This is a genomic window from Pseudomonas sp. 2FE, from assembly GCF_005503735.1.
In the GTDB taxonomy this organism is placed as follows: domain Bacteria; phylum Pseudomonadota; class Gammaproteobacteria; order Pseudomonadales; family Pseudomonadaceae; genus Aquipseudomonas.
The window spans coordinates 39,161-55,288 of record NZ_SCMO01000015.1 but is presented as its reverse complement, the minus strand read 5'-3'; the positions used below and the strand labels follow the sequence as shown (position 1 = coordinate 55,288).

At 60.8% G+C, this 16,128-nt stretch carries 15 protein-coding genes, 1 tRNA gene and 1 pseudogene; 3 read left to right on the top strand and 14 right to left on the bottom strand.

Annotated features, from left to right (window positions below):
• Positions 1 to 468: 468 nt before the first annotated feature.
• The 8 genes and pseudogenes from FFS12_RS20325 to rpsU form a co-directional block, all read right to left on the bottom strand.
• Entirely contained in the window at positions 469 to 633 is a 165-nt protein-coding gene (locus FFS12_RS20325) for a hypothetical protein (RefSeq protein WP_256657468.1), read from the bottom strand.
• Positions 634 to 666: 33 nt separating this feature from the next.
• A complete protein-coding gene (locus FFS12_RS20320) occupies positions 667 to 1,122 on the bottom strand; it encodes a hypothetical protein (protein ID WP_256657466.1) in 456 nt (151 codons plus the stop codon).
• A 306-nt stretch (positions 1,123 to 1,428) separates the two neighbouring features.
• A tRNA-Ile gene (locus tag FFS12_RS18355) sits at positions 1,429 to 1,505 on the bottom strand.
• 16 nt (positions 1,506 to 1,521) lie between these two features.
• A pseudogene (locus FFS12_RS18350) lies at positions 1,522 to 1,794 on the bottom strand (EAL domain-containing protein); the annotation flags it as partial.
• Between the two features lie 74 nt (positions 1,795 to 1,868).
• Positions 1,869 to 3,716: an RNA polymerase sigma factor RpoD gene (gene rpoD / locus FFS12_RS18345; protein WP_137888969.1), complete on the bottom strand. Its 1,848-nt coding sequence runs from the start codon at positions 3,714 to 3,716 to the stop codon at positions 1,869 to 1,871.
• 67 nt (positions 3,717 to 3,783) lie between these two features.
• Positions 3,784 to 5,733 carry a DNA primase gene (gene dnaG / locus FFS12_RS18340; protein ID WP_137888967.1) on the bottom strand — a complete coding sequence of 650 codons (1,950 nt, stop codon included), beginning with the start codon at positions 5,731 to 5,733 and terminating at the stop codon, positions 3,784 to 3,786.
• A 45-nt stretch (positions 5,734 to 5,778) separates the two neighbouring features.
• The gene (locus FFS12_RS20315; protein WP_256657464.1) at positions 5,779 to 5,958 is read right to left on the bottom strand and encodes a GatB/YqeY domain-containing protein; all 180 of its coding nucleotides are present in this window, start codon (positions 5,956 to 5,958) and stop codon (positions 5,779 to 5,781) included.
• Between the two features lie 332 nt (positions 5,959 to 6,290).
• Positions 6,291 to 6,506 (bottom strand): 30S ribosomal protein S21, encoded by a 216-nt coding sequence (gene rpsU, locus FFS12_RS18330; RefSeq protein WP_002551877.1) that lies wholly within the window; start codon positions 6,504 to 6,506, stop codon positions 6,291 to 6,293.
• A 199-nt stretch (positions 6,507 to 6,705) separates the two neighbouring features.
• Here rpsU and tsaD point away from each other — a divergent pair, with 199 nt between their 5' ends.
• Entirely contained in the window at positions 6,706 to 7,731 is a 1,026-nt protein-coding gene (gene tsaD / locus FFS12_RS18325; protein ID WP_137888965.1) for a tRNA (adenosine(37)-N6)-threonylcarbamoyltransferase complex transferase subunit TsaD, read from the top strand.
• A gap of 51 nt (positions 7,732 to 7,782) precedes the next feature.
• On the opposite strand, the gene plsY is transcribed toward tsaD, so the two are convergent.
• The gene (gene plsY / locus FFS12_RS18320; RefSeq protein ID WP_137888963.1) at positions 7,783 to 8,352 is read right to left on the bottom strand and encodes a glycerol-3-phosphate 1-O-acyltransferase PlsY; all 570 of its coding nucleotides are present in this window, start codon (positions 8,350 to 8,352) and stop codon (positions 7,783 to 7,785) included.
• 75 nt (positions 8,353 to 8,427) lie between these two features.
• On the opposite strand from plsY, the gene folB reads away from it, so the two are divergent.
• Both folB and folK read left to right on the top strand, forming a co-directional pair.
• A complete protein-coding gene (gene folB / locus FFS12_RS18315) occupies positions 8,428 to 8,784 on the top strand; it encodes a dihydroneopterin aldolase (protein ID WP_137888961.1) in 357 nt (118 codons plus the stop codon).
• On the top strand, positions 8,775 to 9,317 hold the full coding sequence (folK, locus tag FFS12_RS18310) for a 2-amino-4-hydroxy-6-hydroxymethyldihydropteridine diphosphokinase (RefSeq protein WP_137888959.1): 543 nt from the start codon (positions 8,775 to 8,777) through the stop codon (positions 9,315 to 9,317). Before folB ends, folK begins: the two co-directional genes overlap by 10 nt.
• A 68-nt stretch (positions 9,318 to 9,385) precedes the next feature.
• Here folK and FFS12_RS18305 read toward each other — a convergent pair whose 3' ends face one another.
• From FFS12_RS18305 to FFS12_RS18285, 5 genes are all read right to left on the bottom strand, one after another.
• Positions 9,386 to 10,615, bottom strand: coding sequence for a multifunctional CCA addition/repair protein (locus FFS12_RS18305; RefSeq protein ID WP_137888957.1), 1,230 nt, complete (start codon positions 10,613 to 10,615; stop codon positions 9,386 to 9,388).
• 56 nt (positions 10,616 to 10,671) lie between these two features.
• The gene (locus FFS12_RS18300; RefSeq protein WP_137888955.1) at positions 10,672 to 11,181 is read right to left on the bottom strand and encodes a DUF4136 domain-containing protein; all 510 of its coding nucleotides are present in this window, start codon (positions 11,179 to 11,181) and stop codon (positions 10,672 to 10,674) included.
• 62 nt (positions 11,182 to 11,243) lie between these two features.
• Entirely contained in the window at positions 11,244 to 12,809 is a 1,566-nt protein-coding gene (locus FFS12_RS18295) for a SpoVR family protein (protein WP_137888954.1), read from the bottom strand.
• Positions 12,810 to 12,820: 11 nt separating this feature from the next.
• Positions 12,821 to 14,092 carry a YeaH/YhbH family protein gene (locus FFS12_RS18290; RefSeq protein WP_137888952.1) on the bottom strand — a complete coding sequence of 424 codons (1,272 nt, stop codon included), beginning with the start codon at positions 14,090 to 14,092 and terminating at the stop codon, positions 12,821 to 12,823.
• A gap of 76 nt (positions 14,093 to 14,168) precedes the next feature.
• Entirely contained in the window at positions 14,169 to 16,091 is a 1,923-nt protein-coding gene (locus FFS12_RS18285; protein ID WP_137888950.1) for a PrkA family serine protein kinase, read from the bottom strand.
• Between the last annotated feature and the right edge of the window lie 37 nt (positions 16,092 to 16,128).

The window sequence follows — 16,128 nt, the reverse complement described above, 5'->3', positions numbered from 1 at the left end:
ATAGCGTATCGTTGGCCGTGGTGCCGGCGTTGAAAGTGTAGGTATCCAGAAACAGATCGGCGGCGGTGTAGCGGGCCAGGTAGTCCGGCGGCGCAACGCGAACAGCAGGCGTGCAGGGTCGATGCCTTGGGGCATAGGTTGTTCTGCGTCCAAGGGGTATCGGCCAGCAACCACAGCACGCTTTCCGGCACCCGCTGCAGCATGCGTATCCAGCAGTCGAACACCGCTGCGTTGAACTTATAGTTGTTGTTGAGCGATCAGAAGACAAAGCGGTTTTCCGGCAGCCTGCACTGGGGCCGATCCGGCAGCGGCGCAACCGGGCGTTGCCGATCGCTGCTCGGGAATAGCTGTGGCAGGTACAGTGGGGTTTCGCTGTAGTAGGGCTTCTCACTCTCGGGGCCAGGAAGTGATCGGCGATGACGTAATCGCCGCAGGGCAAACCGGCCGGCCCGGGGAAGCCGAGATAGGTCATCTGCACGGGGCGGGGCGGTAAGCCGGGATATTCGGACGGGCGCCGGAAGTCAGTTCCTGTAGATCGATAGGGATGTCGATCTCCTGCTGGCGGATGCATGGGGCTGCCGTGGCATCGTCCATATCGACGATCCGCACGAAGTGGGCCAAGGTCTTCTTCACGCGTTCGCGCAGTTCCGAGCCATCTTCCCGGCTTCAGCAAAAGACGTAGACCTCGAAGCGCCCATGGTCGAGCAACTCGAACAGTTCGCCGGTGAGCAATGACACCGCATGCAGGTAAAAATCTGAGGGCAAGAAGCCGATGCGCAGTCTGTCGTGTCGATAGCCTTGGGCCGGCGCTAGCGCCGGAACCCGCACGCTGACCCGCTCTTTCATGAAGTGGGCGGCGGCCAATTGCAGCCCAGGATAGTCGCTGGCCGTCAGCAGCACCAAGGGCGAGGAAGTCCTGATCAGGTCGTCGCAGAAAAGGCCGTCGAGGGGGCTATATACCGGACATTCGCATCGCTTCTGGCGCAGGTGTTCCCAGTGCTGAATCACCTTGGGCTGGGCGGGGGCCACCTGCGGGCTGGTGCGCAACATGGCTTCGGCGGGTTGAAACTGGAGCATTTTTTCCAGCAGGCGCCCCAGGCGGTTGAGCGCGGGTAGGTGCAACTTGCAGGCTTCATCGGCGCTGACGATTTTTTATCCGGCAGCAATTGTTAGATCGCCAGGACCTCTGGCGGCTTTTGCAAACGTTCCAGGACTGGGCAAATTCTGGATTCTGCGCGATGGCGGCGAGGTAGGCGCTTTTGGCGCCTGGTATTTGCTCTAGCTGCGAGAGAGTGGCGCCTAGATTGAGCTGTGTAGGCGTGGTCGGTAGGGTGGTCAACGTAGCTGACGAGACGCAAGTCGATCAGCTGTTGCATAGGCAAGGAGCGCTGCAACTGAAAGCCAGGCAGGCTAAGTCTTTGATATATATGGTGGGCCCAGCAGGACTCGAACCTGCGACCAAGGGATTATGAGTCCCCTGCTCTAACCAACTGAGCTATAGGCCCTCAGAAAGCCGGCGGATTATAGCGGTGCCTTCTGTGGAGTGCCAACCAAACGGTATGAGCCGAGAAAATTGTTGGCGAAGAGCGCGGCTGGTAAGGGCTGGTTGACGATGAAACCTTGGGTCTGTTCGCAGTCTTCGCTGGCGAGAAATTGTTCTTGGGCTTTGGTTTCCACACCTTCGGCGATCACAGTCAGTTGCATGCTGCGCCCGAGGGCGGTGATGGCGCGGGTGATGGCGGCCTCGTGTGGGTCTTCCGGGAGGCCGTGGACGAAGGATTGGTCGATCTTCAGGGGGCGGGTGTGGGCAGGGTGCGGCTAGTGGTGCGTGGAAAGCAAAACCCCCGGCTAGGCCGGGGGTTTTGTGGTTACTCGTCGAGGAAGGAGCGCAGATGCTCGCTTCTCGTCGGGTGGCGCAGCTTGCGCAGCGCCTTGGCTTCAATTTGACGAATCCGCTCGCGGGTCACGTCGAACTGTTTACCCACTTCTTCCAGCGTGTGGTCGGTATTCATATCGATGCCGAAGCGCATGCGCAGTACCTTGGCTTCACGGGCGGTGAGCCCGGCCAGCACTTCGCGGGTCGCTTCCTTGAGGCTTTCGACCGTGGCTACGTCGATCGGTGACTGCATGGTGGAGTCTTCGATGAAGTCGCCCAGGTGGGAGTCTTCATCATCACCGATCGGGGTTTCCATGGAGATCGGCTCTTTGGCGATCTTCAATACCTTGCGGATCTTGTCTTCGGGCATTTCCATGCGCTCACCAAGCTCTTCCGGAGTCGGCTCGCGACCCATCTCCTGCAGCATCTGGCGAGAGATGCGGTTGAGCTTGTTGATCGTCTCGATCATATGTACCGGGATACGGATGGTCCGCGCCTGGTCGGCGATCGAGCGGGTGATCGCCTGACGAATCCACCAAGTGGCGTAGGTCGAGAACTTGTAACCGCGACGGTATTCGAACTTGTCCACCGCTTTCATCAGGCCGATGTTGCCTTCCTGAATCAGGTCGAGGAACTGCAGGCCGCGGTTGGTGTACTTCTTGGCGATCGAGATCACCAGACGCAAGTTCGCTTCAACCATCTCTTTCTTCGCGCGGCGGGCCTTGGCCTCACCGATCGACATGCGCCGGTTGATGTCCTTGATCTCGGCCAGCTTCAGACCGGTCTCGGCCTCAAGTGCTGCGAGCTTCTGCTGGCAACGCTGAATGTCGGACTGCAGGCGACCGATGGCCTCGGCGTATTTGCTTTTGCCTTTGGCCAGTTGCTCGGTCCAACTTTCGTCGATTTCATGGCTGGGGAACTGGCGCAGGAAGTCGGCGCGCGGCATACGGGCATCCCGTACGCAGAGTTGCATGATGGCGCGTTCCTGGGCGCGCAGACGCTCCAGGGAGTCACGTACCCGCACAACCAGGGCGTCGAACTGCTTCGGCACCAGCTTGATCGGCATAAACAGCTCGGCCAAGACCTTCAGCTCGGCAATGCCTTGCTTGCTGTCGCGACCGTGCTTTTTCAGTGCTTTCTTGGCTTGTTCCAGCTGCTCGGCTACCGCGCCGAAGCGTTGGCGTGCAACTTCCGGATCTGGGCCGCCATCGCCTTCTTCTTCGTCTTCGCTGTCGCCTTCGGCTTCTTCATCTTCGGTTTCGGCCTCGGCGGCTGCGCCGTCTTTGATGACCGGAACGGGGACTTCGGCCGGTGCGGCAATGCCATCATCCGGGTCGATATAGCCGCTGAGGACTTCGGCGAGGCGCCCACCCTCGGTGGTGACGCGGGTGTATTCGGCGAGAATGCTGTCGACAGTCCCCGGGAAATGGGCGATAGCGCCCATCACTTCGCGGATGCCTTCCTCGATGCGCTTGGCGATTTCGATTTCGCCTTCACGGGTGAGCAGCTCCACCGTGCCCATTTCGCGCATATACATGCGTACCGGGTCGGTGGTGCGACCGATATCGGTTTCTACCGCGGCCAACGCAGCCGCCGCTTCTTCAGCGGCGGCCTCGTCGGTATCGGCTTCGGCCAATAACAGGGCATCCGCATCCGGGGCGCTCTCGAATACGTTGATCCCCATGTCGTTAATCATGCGGATGATGTCTTCCACCTGTTCCGGATCGGAAATATCCTCCGGCAGGTGGTCGTTGACCTCGGCGTAAGTCAGGTAACCCTGCTCACGACCACGGCTGATCAACTCTTTGAGGCGAGACTGCTGTTGCGCTTTTCCGGACATAACACCCTATCCACTGAAGGTCTTGGCGGGCAAAAAACAAGCCGAGGATTATACCAGGGCAGGGACCTCACGCGCCAGTTGAGGTCGGGGTGAAGGGAGTAACAGTGCGGCTGAGTAGGTCGCGCAGTTGGTCTTTTTCCTCTGCGCTTAGCTCACTTTGACGGGCTTTGCTAAGTAAATGTTCCAGGCTGCGCTCGCGTTGGCGGGCTGCCAGACTAGTTATAGTGTCGAAAAACTGTTGTTCAAGGTTGTCGGCCTGAATCAGCCATTCCTTTTCTGCCAGGGCCTTAAGCAGGCGGCCTTGTTCGGTGCCATGCCAGCGGGCGATCAACTGCAATGAGCGTAGCTTGGGATTCTTCTGTAGAGCCCCAAGCAGGGCGACCAGCAGTTGCGCGTAGGTATCGTTTTCCGCGGCGAAATGGCTGGCATCTTCGACCTTACGTGCCAGTTCTGGGTGGTGCAGTAGCGTACGCAAGGCGGTCAGCGTGGGCGACTCTACCGGTGCGGCGATGCGTGGCGCCCTGGGCTGGAAGTTCGGGCGCTGGCCTTTTTTGTCCCAGGATTTTTCCCACTTCTTCTGTCCGCTGCCTTTCTGTCCGGGCTTCTTTTGCCAATTTTGTTCGGCTTGAGGGCTGTATTCCTCGTGTCCGTAGTCCGGGACTATGTCGTAGTACGCGCTCGGGTCGTAGCTTGGAGGCTCCTCGACGGGTGCGTTCTGGATCGCCTGGCCAAGTGCTTCACTGTTGAGGCCGGTAATTTCGCTGAGGCGCTGGCGCATCAGGGTGCGCAGGTTGGCACCGGGTATTTTGTCGATCAGCGGTACGGCCAGGGTGGCTAGATGAGCCTTGCCTTCCAGCGAGCGCGGGTCGGCTTCCTGGGTGAGTTGCTGGAAAAAATAGTCGGCCAGCGGCTGCGCCTGCTGATTGATGCGTGCGCGAAACGCATCGGTGCCTTCGCTGCGTACCAGGGTGTCCGGGTCTTCGCCTTCTGGAAGAAACAAAAACCGTGCGCGGCGGCCGTCCTGCAGGCTTGGTAGGGTCGATTCCAGTGCGCGCCAAGCGGCACTGCGGCCAGCCTGGTCACCGTCGAAGCAGAATAAGACGCTCGGGACTATGCGAAACAGGCGCTTGAGGTGTTCCTCGCTGGTGGCGGTGCCGAGGGTCGCGACGGCGTTACGTAAGCCTTGTTGGGCGAGGGCGATCACGTCCATATAGCCCTCGACCACCATGATCTCGTCGAGGTCACGGTTATTCTTGCGGGCTTCGAACAGGCCGTAGAGTTCCTGGCCTTTATGAAAGACCGGGGTTTCCGGCGAGTTCAGGTATTTTGGCTTGTCGTCACCCAGTACGCGGCCGCCGAAGGCAATAACACGGCCACGGCTGTCGCGGATCGGGAAGATCACGCGATCACGGAAGCGGTCGTAGCGTTTACCGCTCTCGGCGTTTTCGATCAGCAGGCCGGCGTCGATCATGGTCTTCTGCTGCAGGCTGTCGCTGCTCAAATGTTTGAGCAGGTTGTCCCAGCCGGGCGGGGCGAAGCCGAGGCCAAAGTCGCGGGCAATCTCGCCTGACAGGCCGCGGCCTTTCAGGTAGTCCACGGCGGCTTTGCGGGTTGGATGGCTTTTCAGCGCTTGCCGGTAGTAGTCGGCGGCGGCGGTCAGCAGGGGGTAGAGCGGTGAGTCGGTTGGTTGTCGTGGTTTCTGGTTGCGGCCACCTTCCTCGCGCGGCACCTCCATGCCGGCGGCTTTTGCCAGCTCCTCGACGGCCTGGGGGAAGTCCAGGTTGTCGTGATCCATGATAAAACCCAGGGCGTTACCGCCGGCGCCGCAGCCAAAGCAGTAGTAGAACTGTTTGTCTGGGCTGACGCTGAACGAGGGGGTTTTCTCTTTGTGGAACGGGCAGCAGGCGCTGAAATTCTTGCCGGTTTTCTTCAATTGAACGCGCGAGCTGACCACGTCGACGATGTCGGTGCGGTTTAGCAGGTCATCAATAAAAGTCTGGGGTATCAGCCCGGCCATGGCGTTCTCGGAATTAGGCGAGTCGCCAGCATAACTGCGGCGCAATCAGGAGGACAGACAGGCTTTCAGTTGTTGGCTGGCCAGTGCCATGTCGGCGCGGCCTTGCGCCTGGGGGCGCAATAGTGCCATCACTTTGCCCATGTCCGGCATGCCTTGGGCGCCACTGTCGACGATAGCTTGCTGGATCAGTGAGCTGATCGCGGTCTCGTCTAGTGGTTTCGGCATATAAGGCTTGAAGCACGACAATTTCGGCGGCTTCGACATCGGCGAGGTCTTTGCGGCCAGCGTCGCTGAACTGACGCAGGGAATCGCGCCGCTGTTTGATCATCTTGTCGAGGATCAGCAGGGTGCGGGCGTCATCGACCGCTATACGCTCGTCAATTTCGATACGTTTATATCGGAGATGGCGAAGCGTAACGTCATCAGTCGAGGTTTATCTTGGGCGCACATGGCGTCCTTAATGATCTCTGTGATGCGGGTCTTGAGGCTTGGTTCGGTCATGCCGGGAGCCCGGCTTTGGGCCGGGCGTGGCAAAACTGACTGCCTACGTCTGTGGATTAATACAGGCGTACGGCGCGGCGCTGTTCGCGCTGCACTTTCTTGGCGTGACGCTTAACTGCGGCTGCAGCCTTGCGCTTACGCTCGGAAGTGGGCTTCTCGTAGAACTCGCGGCTGCGAACTTCGGCCAGAACACCGGCTTTTTCACAGGAGCGTTTGAAGCGACGCAGAGCTACGTCGAAGGGTTCGTTCTCTTTAACTTTGACGGCTGGCATCCAGAGCTACCTTCATTCATTACCGGGGTAGACGTACTCGTGGCAAATGGCGCTGGAGGACGTCGGTTTTTAAGGGTTGCGGATGTTAACGCCTCATCGCCAGGAATGCAAAGCCTCTGATCGAAAACCGCTGGCCGGGGCCTGGGGGGGCGATTATTATGCGCGCCTTCGAATTTGCCCAGGCTGAAGGGACAAACCCATGCTCGTACTGGGATTAGAAACCTCTTGTGATGAAACCGGCGTCGCGCTGTATGACAGCGAGCGAGGTCTGCTGGCGGATGCCCTGTTCAGCCAGATTGATCTGCACCGCGTCTATGGCGGGGTGGTGCCGGAACTGGCCTCGCGCGACCACGTCAAGCGCATGTTGCCGCTGATCCGTCAGGTGCTGGCGGAGTCGGGCTGCGCGCCGGGCGAGATCGATGCCATTGCCTATACCGCCGGCCCCGGCCTGGTCGGTGCGCTGCTGGTCGGCGCTTCCTGTGCTCAAGCGTTGGCGTTTGCCTGGGGGATTCCGGCTTTGGGCGTGCATCACATGGAGGGGCATTTGCTGGCGCCGATGCTGGAAGAGCAGCCGCCGGAGTTTCCGTTTGTCGCTCTCTTGGTTTCCGGCGGGCATACCCAATTGGTGCTGGTGGAGGGTATCGGCCGTTATCAATTGCTCGGCGAGTCGCTGGACGATGCCGCCGGTGAGGCTTTCGATAAGACCGCCAAGTTGATCGGTCTGGGCTATCCCGGCGGGCCGGAAATTGCCCGTCTGGCGGAAAGTGGCACGCCGGGGCGTTTCGTTTTCCCGCGGCCGATGACCGACCGGCCTGGCCTGGATTTCAGCTTCAGTGGCTTGAAAACCTTTGCCTTGAACACCTGGCAGCAGTGCCGCAGCACTGGCGACGACGGCGAGCAGACCCGTTGCGACATCGCCCTGGCCTTCCAGCATGCGGTGGTGGAGACTCTGACCATCAAGTGTCGGCGAGCCCTTAAGCAAACTGGCCTCAAGCGTCTGGTGATCGCGGGTGGCGTTAGCGCCAATCAGGCACTGCGCCGGTCACTGGGAAAAATGCTTGCGGAGCTCAACGGCAAGGTCTTTTACGCACGCCCGGCATTTTGCACCGACAACGGCGCGATGATCGCCTACGCCGGTTGCCAGCGCCTGCAGGCCGGTCAGCACGAGGGGCCGAGCATCAAGGTGCAGGCGCGCTGGCCGATGGAGCAACTGCCGGCGCTCTAAGTGTAATGAGTGTGGGTTGGGCTGAGCTTGAGCCGGCTTCAGGTGGCCGATTCAGAAGTGTCGTTCACGCCCAGCGAACAGGTCGCGTAGATTGCCGCGGTGCCGCCAGACGATCAGGCCGGTCAACACGCTCATCGGTAAGAGTGCCTCTGGTTGCTGCCAAGCCAGTAACGGCAGGGTTAGCGGCGTAGCGATCAAGGCCGCCAGTGAGCTGGTGCGCGTGAGCCGGAAGGTCAGCGCCCAGGCGCCAACAGCCAGCAAGGCGGCCGGTGGGTAGAGGCCGAGCAGCATGCCGGCGGCAGTGGCCACGCCTTTGCCGCCGCGGAAGTGAAAGTACAGCGGATAGAGATGGCCGATCACGGCGGCCAGGCCGATCCAGGCTTGTTGTTGGAGATGAAAGCCCAGTAGGTGTGCGATCAAGACGGGCAGCAGGCCTTTCAGCAGATCGCCGAGCAGAGTCAGGATCGCCAGCTTTTTGCCAGCGACCCGCAGCATATTGGTCGCACCGGGATTGCCCGAGCCACTGGCGCGAGGATCCGGGCCGCCAGCCAGACGGCTGAGCAGAATGGCGAAGGACAGCGAACCGAGCAGGTAGGCGAGGATCGCCAGCAACCAAAACATGGTATCCATTCCGGGGCGGATAAGCCCCGATTCTAACGGGGCCCTGCGCCCTTGTCGTGCGGCGGAGCAGAGTGCTTGGACAGAGTGTTTATCGAAGGTCTGGAAGTCGACACCGTGATCGGTGCGTATGACTGGGAGCGTGAGATTCGCCAGTGTCTACGCTTGGACCTGAGTTTTGGCTGGGATAATCGCCCGGCAGCGGCCGGCGATGACCTGACTCAGGCGCTCGACTATGCCGCCGTGGCGGCGCGGATTCAGGCGTTTGCCGCCGAGGCGCAGTTTCTCTTGGTGGAAACCTTTGCCGAACGTCTGGCCGAGACCTTGATGCGCGAATTCAAGATTCCCGGGCTGCGTTTGAAGTTGACCAAGCCCGGCGCCGTGCCGGCGGCCAGTGGTGGGGTCGGTGTGGAGATCGAGCGCGGATGTCTCTGACCCCTATCTTGCTTGGCCTCGGTAGCAATATCGAGCGCGAGGCGCATTTGACTGCCGGTCTCGAGGCGCTGTCAGGCTTTCTGCAGGAGTTGCACTGCTCACCGGTATTCGAGAGTCAGGCGGTGGGGATCAAAAGCGGCCCCTTCTTCAACCTGGTGGTGGCCGCGCAAACCGATCTGCCGCTGATCGAGCTGGATCGGCGATTGAAGTTCATCGAGGCGGACAATGGCCGTTATGCGCCTGAGCGCAAGGGCCTGCCGCTGGATATCGACGTGCTGCTGTATGGTGAGCAGGTCGGCAATTTCGACGGTCTGGTGCTGCCGCGCGCGGAAATCCTGAAAAACGCTTTCGTGCTCTGGCCGCTGGCGCTGTTGGCGCCGCAGAGGCTGCATCCGGGAGTGGGGCAGACTTTCGCCGAGCTCTGGCAAGGGGCGCGGATCGATCAGGCTCTGTGGCCGGTGGCGTTCTGCTGGCGCGGTGCCGACTTGACGCCTGAGGCGCTGCGCTCGGCATTCCCTTCGCCTGTGTCGTAGGCTGGGTAGCGGCGTAGGCGAAACCCAGCTTGCACGCCGCCGCTGGGTTTCGCTGCGCTCTACCCAGCCTACGATGTCTGTGTTTCTTTGTAGGCCTTAAGCGCCTTGTGCCGCTCACGCTTTAACGCCGCCCCCAGCTCCGCACCTTGGAAGCCTTGCGCCAATAACGGTTGTACCGTCACCGCGCGTGCAGCCGCGGCGGCGCCGCGCAGGTAGGCGGCCTGTGGGTAGTCGCGTTGTTCCAGGCCCAGGCGACCACGGGCGTCCATCTCGCAGGCGGCGATGAACTCCTCGAAGCGCTGCGGCCGGCGATAACTGTCGAAGCTCTGCAGCAGTTCCAGCAGGGTCGCGGGCTTTAGCTCCAGGGCGCGATGGCCTTGGGTGTGATACTCGCCGACCAGCAGGGCCAGTTCCTGGCAATCGCGCGGTGCTTTGCAGCGCTCATTGACCGTGCGAATCAGGCGCAGGCCGTTGTGTTCGTGGGCGATATGCCGTGGCCACTGGCTTTCCGGTGTCAGACCTTTGCCCAGGTCATGCAGCAGGCAGGCCCAGCGCACCGTCAGTGGCTGTGCATGCGCGGCACATTGGCGCAATACGCTGAGCACATGGGCGCCGGTGTCGATTTCCGGATGATGGGCGGCCGGTTGCGGCACGCCGAACAGTGCGTCGACTTCCGGCAGCAACGCCTTGAGCGCGCCACAGTCGCGCAGCACTTCGATGAACACCTCCGGGCATGGCTCCAGCAGGGCGCGGGAAATCTCTTTCCAGCTCCGCTCGGGGGTCAGCGCCAGCAGTTCGCCAGACTCGCTGAGCTGGCGCATCAACGTCAGGGTTTCCGCTGCGACGCTAAACCCCAATGGTGCATAACGGGCGGCGAAGCGGGCGACGCGCAGCACCCGCAGCGGGTCTTCGGCGAAGGCCGGAGAGACGTGACGCAGCAGACGGGCGGCAAGGTCGCGCTGGCCGCCGTAGGGGTCGTACAACGCGCCGTGGTCGTCCTCGGCCATGGCGTTGATCGTCAGATCGCGGCGGAGCAGGTCTTCTTCCAGGGTGACCTCGGGGCTGGCGTGGAAGGTAAAGCCGCCGTAGCCGTGCCCGCTTTTGCGCTCGGTACGGGCGAGGGCGTATTCCTCGCCGCTCTGCGGGTGGAGAAATACCGGGAAATCCTCGCCAACCGGGCGAAAGCCCTGGGCTTGCATCTCTTCGGCGCTGGCGCCGACCACCAGCCAATCGATGTCGGTGACCGGGCGGCCGAGCAAGCGGTCGCGCACGGCGCCGCCGACCTTGTAAATCTGCATGGAAAACCCCCTCCGTTAGCGCGACAGCATAACCGCTGTGTCCTGAAAACGGAGGCTCAGTGGGCGACGGGGATGTGTTGCAGTAGCGCGGCTACGGCGCTTTGCAACTGTTCGGCGCTATCCCAGGCGGGGCTCAGTCCGGTGCTGGCCAGGCCTTCCCAGAGCACCTGGCCGTTCAGGTCGGTTAGCCGTAAGCGCAGGGTGCCGGTTTCATCGTGCAGGCGGTGGATGGCCTGGTAGGCGCCGAGCGGGTTGGGTGGCGGCGTGTCGACGCGAAATTCCAGCGGGGTGTCGCGCAGGGCCAGCCAGTAATACACCCGCAACTCGGGCTGCGGGCTTTCATGATAGCCGCGTTCGGCGAGGCCTTGGTGTAGCAGCGATTCGAGTTGGACGTAGTGTTCACGCAAAGGCAGCTCGCCGCTGAGCGCCTGCTCCGGCGGCAGCAATTGAAAGCTATGGCGACTCGTTAAGGCGGGCGCGGCGGCTTGCAGCACACTGATCTGGGGGATGTGGCTGGCGCAGCTGGCCAGTGCCAGGCAGAGCAGTAAAACGACAAACACACGCATGGGCGGCAGGCTCCGCGGACGATAATGGCAGGCTCGGCGGCGGCTCGCGAGCGGTCAACCGATCAAATGGGCGGGATCATCAGGTCGAGCCGTGGGTAGTCGCCTGTGCCCTCTTGCTCGGACCTGGGGGGGACATGTTGGGTATGGACGATTTGCTCGCCCTGCACGGTTTCCAAATGGATGTCGAAGCCCCACAGGCGGTGCAGGTGTTTCAGTACCTCCTCGGTGGAATCGCCCAGCGGCTTACGATCGTGCTGCTGATGCCGCAGGGTCAGTGAGCGGTCGCCGCGGCGATCGATGCTCCAGATCTGGATGTTGGGTTCGCGGTTGCCGAGGTTGTACTGGGCGGCGAGGGTTTCGCGGATGATGCGATAACCCGGTTCGTCGTGGATCGCGGAGACCAGCAGCTCGTCCTTCTGGTCGTCATCCATGATGCTGAACAGCTTCAGGTCGCGGATCACCTTGGGGGAGAGGTACTGCAGGATAAAACTCTCATCCTTGAAGCTATTCATGGCGAATTTCAGGGTCGCCAGCCAGTCGCTGCCGGCGATATCCGGGAACCAGCGTTTGTCCTCTTCGGTCGGCTCTTCGCAGATGCGGCGGATGTCGCGGTACATGGCAAAACCCAGGGTGTAGGGGTTGATGCCGGTGTAATGGGGGCTGTCGAAAGGCGGTTGGTAGATCACGCTGGTGTGCGACTGGAGGAACTCCATGATAAAGCCGTCGGTGACCAAGCCTTCGTCATACAGGTCGTTCATCAGGGTGTAGTGCCAGAAGGTCGCCCAGCCTTCGTTCATCACCTGGGTCTGGCGTTGTGGATAGAAGTATTGCGCGATCTTGCGCACGATGCGCACCACTTCGCGCTGCCAGGGCTCCAGCAACGGCGCGTGCTTCTCGAGGAAATACAGGATGTTTTCCTGGGGCTCAGCGGGGAAGCGCTTGCTGTCTTTATCGCCGCCCTTGCCGGCGCCTTTGGGGATGGTCCGCCAGAGGTCGTTGATCTGCTTTTGCAGGTGCTCCTCACGGTCTTTCTGCCGCCGCCGTTCCTCTTCGGCGGAGATCGGGTAGGGCCGCTTGTAGCGGTCCACGCCGTAGTTCATCAGGGCATGGCAAGAGTCCAGCAGGTCTTCCACGGCGTCGATGCCGTAGCGCTCTTCACACTGCATGATGTACTGCTTGGCGAACACCAGGTAGTCGATGATCGAGCTGGCGTCGGTCCAGGTGCGGAACAGGTAATTGCCCTTGAAGAAGCTGTTGTGCCCGTAGCAGGCATGCGCGACCACTAAGGCCTGCATGCACATGGTGTTCTCTTCCATCAGGTAGGCGATGCAGGGGTCGGAGTTGATCACGATCTCGTAGGCCAGGCCCATCTGCCCGCGGCTGTAGGACTTCTCGGTACTGAGGAAGTGTTTGCCGTAGGACCAGTGGTGATAGCCGAGCGGCATGCCGACGGAGGCGTAGGCATCCATCATCTGCTCGGCGGTGATCACTTCGATCTGATTCGGGTAGGTGTCTAGCGCATAGCCTTCGGCGATCCGACTGATTTCGCGGTCGTAAGCGCGAATCAGCTCGAAGGTCCATTCCGAGCCGGTGGAAAGCGGTTGGCCTTTTTTCTCACGAGCGGTCATGTCGGAAGACCTCATGTTACGAGCCGGCGCTGGAAGAGTTCGCGGAACACCGGATAGATGTCGCCGGCGGACACCAGCTGCTGCTGGGCGAAGGTGTCGGCGAAGGTCTCGCTGACCTGTTCGTACTCGAACCACAGCGCCTGGTGTTCGCGCGGGGTGATCTCGACGTAGGTGAAGTACTGCACGAACGGCATGATTTGCTTGAGCAGGATGTCACGGCAAATAGGCGAATCGTCATTCCAGTTGTCGCCATCCGAGGCCTGGGCGGCGTAGATGTTCCATTCGTTGACCGGATAGCGCGCGGCCATGACTTCCTGCATCAGCTTGAGGGCGCTGGAGACTATGGTGCCGCCGGTTTCCCGGGAGTAGAAGAACTCCTCCTCATCGACCTCGCGGGCGCTGGTGTGGTGGCGGATAAACACCACCTCGATCTTCTCGTAGTTCCGTTTGAGGAACAGGTACAAGAGGATGAAGAAACGCTTGGCGATGTCCTTGGTGGACTGGGTCATGGAGCCGGAGACGTCCATCAGGCAGAACATTACCGCCTTGGAGCTGGGATTCGGTTGCTTGACCAGCAGGTTGTATTTGAGGTCGAAGGTGTCGAGGAAGGGCACCTTTTTGATGCGCGCGCGCAGGCGAATGATTTCGGCCTCGGTGCGTTGAATGTCGTCGAAGTTGTCGGGTTCTTCGCATTTAAGCCGTTCCAGCTCGAGCTCTGCGAGATGCAGTTTAATGCGGCTGCTGCCGGACAGCGCGATGCGTCGGGCATGGGCCGCTCTCAGGGTGCGGATGATATTGATCCGCGAGGGATTGCCTTCATTGCTGATCCCCGCGCGCACCGTTTTGAAGGTGTCGCTGCCGGCCAGGTGGCGTTTCACCAGGTTGGGTAGTTCCAGATCCTCGAACATAAAGTCGAGAAACTCCTCCTGAGTGATCTGGAAGACGAACTCGTCCATACCCTCGCCAGTGTTGCTGGCCTTGCCGGCGCCTTTGCCTGCGCCACCGCCTGCTGGGCGCGGGATGCGCTCGCCGGCGGTGAACTCCTTGTTGCCAGGATGGACGATGGTCTGCTTACCGCCCCGACCGTGATGAAACAGCGGCTCATCGATATCGCGACCGGGAATGCTGATCTGTTCGCCGTGCTCCATGTCGGTGATGGAGCGGCGGCCGACGGCTTCTTCCACCGCCTTCTTGATGTGATCACGATAACGCCGCAGGAAGCGCTGGCGGTTCACCGTGCTCTTGTTCTTGCCGTTCAGGCGGCGGTCGATCACATAGCTCATGGGCGCTCCTTAGAGCCTGCGGCCGTGACTGGGCGCAGGCTCTGCGGCAACAACGACCGGCCAGGCCGGTGGCGGGTTACTGCGACTTTCTGACCCGCAGATACCACTCGGACAGCAGCCGTACCTGCTTGTCGGTGTAGCCGCGCTCGACCATGCGGGAGACAAAGTCGTTGTGTTTCTGTTGATCCTCCTTGCTCGCCTTGGCGTTGAAGCTGATGACCGGCAACAGATCCTCGGTGTTGGAGAACATCTTCTTCTCGATCACCACGCGCAGCTTCTCGTAGCTGAGCCAGGTCGGGTTCTTGCCGTTGTTGTTGGCGCGGGCACGCAGCACGAAGTTGACGATTTCGTTGCGGAAATCCTTCGGGTTGCTGATCCCTGCGGGTTTTTCGATCTTCTCCAACTCCTCGTTGAGGGCCACGCGATTGAGAATTTCGCCGGTTTCCGGGTCGCGGTATTCCTGGTCCTGAATCCAGAAGTCGGCGTACAGCACGTAGCGATCGAAGATGTTCTGCCCGTACTCGCTGTAAGACTCGAGGTAGGTGGTCTGGATCTCCTTGCCGATGAACTCGATATAACGCGGCGCCAGGTATTCCTTGATGTAGCGCAGGTAGCGTTCGCGGATCTCGGCGGGGAATTGCTCCTGCTCGATCTGTTGTTCCAGCACATACAACAGGTGCACCGGATTCGCGGCGATTTCGTGCGGGTCGAAGTTGAACACCTTGGAGAGGATCTTGAAGGCGAAGCGGGTCGACAGGCCGTTCATGCCTTCGTCGACGCCGGCGCTGTCGCGATATTCCTGGATCGACTTGGCCTTGGGGTCGGTGTCCTTGAGGTTTTCGCCGTCGTAGACGCGCATCTTCGAGTAGACGTTGGAGTTGTCCGGCTCCTTCAGCCGCGACAGCACCGAGAACTGCGCCAGCATCTTCAGGGTGTCTGGGGCGCAATGGGCCTTGGCCAGGGAGCTATTGGTCAGCAGCTTGTCGTAAATCTTGATCTCGTCGCTGACGCGCAGGCAGTAGGGCACCTTGACGATGTAGATCCGATCGATAAAGGCTTCGTTGTTCTTGTTGTTGCGGAAGCTATGCCATTCCGACTCGTTGGAGTGGGCCAGCAGGATGCCGCTGAACGGCAGGCCGCCGAGGCCCTCGGTGCTGTTGTAGTTGCCTTCCTGGGTGGCTGTCAGCAACGGGTGCAGCACCTTGATCGGTGCCTTGAACATCTCGACGAATTCCATCAGGCCCTGGTTGGAGCGGCACAGGGCGCCGGAGTAGTTGTAGGCGTCGGCGTCGTTCTGCGGGAAGTCTTCCAGCTTGCGGATGTCGACCTTGCCGACCAGGGCGGAGATGTCCTGGTTGTTCTCGTCGCCCGGTTCGGTCTTGGCGATGGCGATCTGATTAAGGATCGAGGGGTAGAGTTTGACTACGCGGAATTGGCTGATGTCGCCACCGAACTCGGTCAGGCGCTTGGTCGCCCAAGGCGAGATGACGGTGCTCAGGTAGCGCCGCGGAATGCCGAAGTCTTCTTCGAGAATCGCGCCGTCCTCGGCGGTATTGAACAGCCCCAACGGCGACTCGAAGACCGGTGAGCCCTTGATCGCGTAGAAGGGCACCTTCTCCATCAGTTGCTTGAGTTTTTCCGCGAGTGAGGATTTGCCGCCACCGACGGGGCCAAGCAGATAGAGGATCTGCTTCTTCTCTTCCAGGCCTTGGGCGGCATGGCGGAAGAAGGAGACGATCTGGTCGATGCACTCTTCCATGCCATGGAAGTCGGCAAAGGCCGGGTAGCGGCGGATCACCTTGTTGGAGAAGATTCGCGATAGTCGGGAGTTGTGGGAGGTATCGAGGAACTCCGGTTCGCCAATGGCTAGCAGGAGGCGTTCAGCCGCGGAGGCATAGGCGCTGCGGTCTTGCTTGCACAGTTCGAGGTATTCCTGAAGGGAATACTCCTCCTGGCGGGTTGCTTCGAAACGCTGTTGGAAGTGGCTGAAAATACTCATGACGTCACCTCGCTTGATGCTCGGAGCCGGCGCGGGA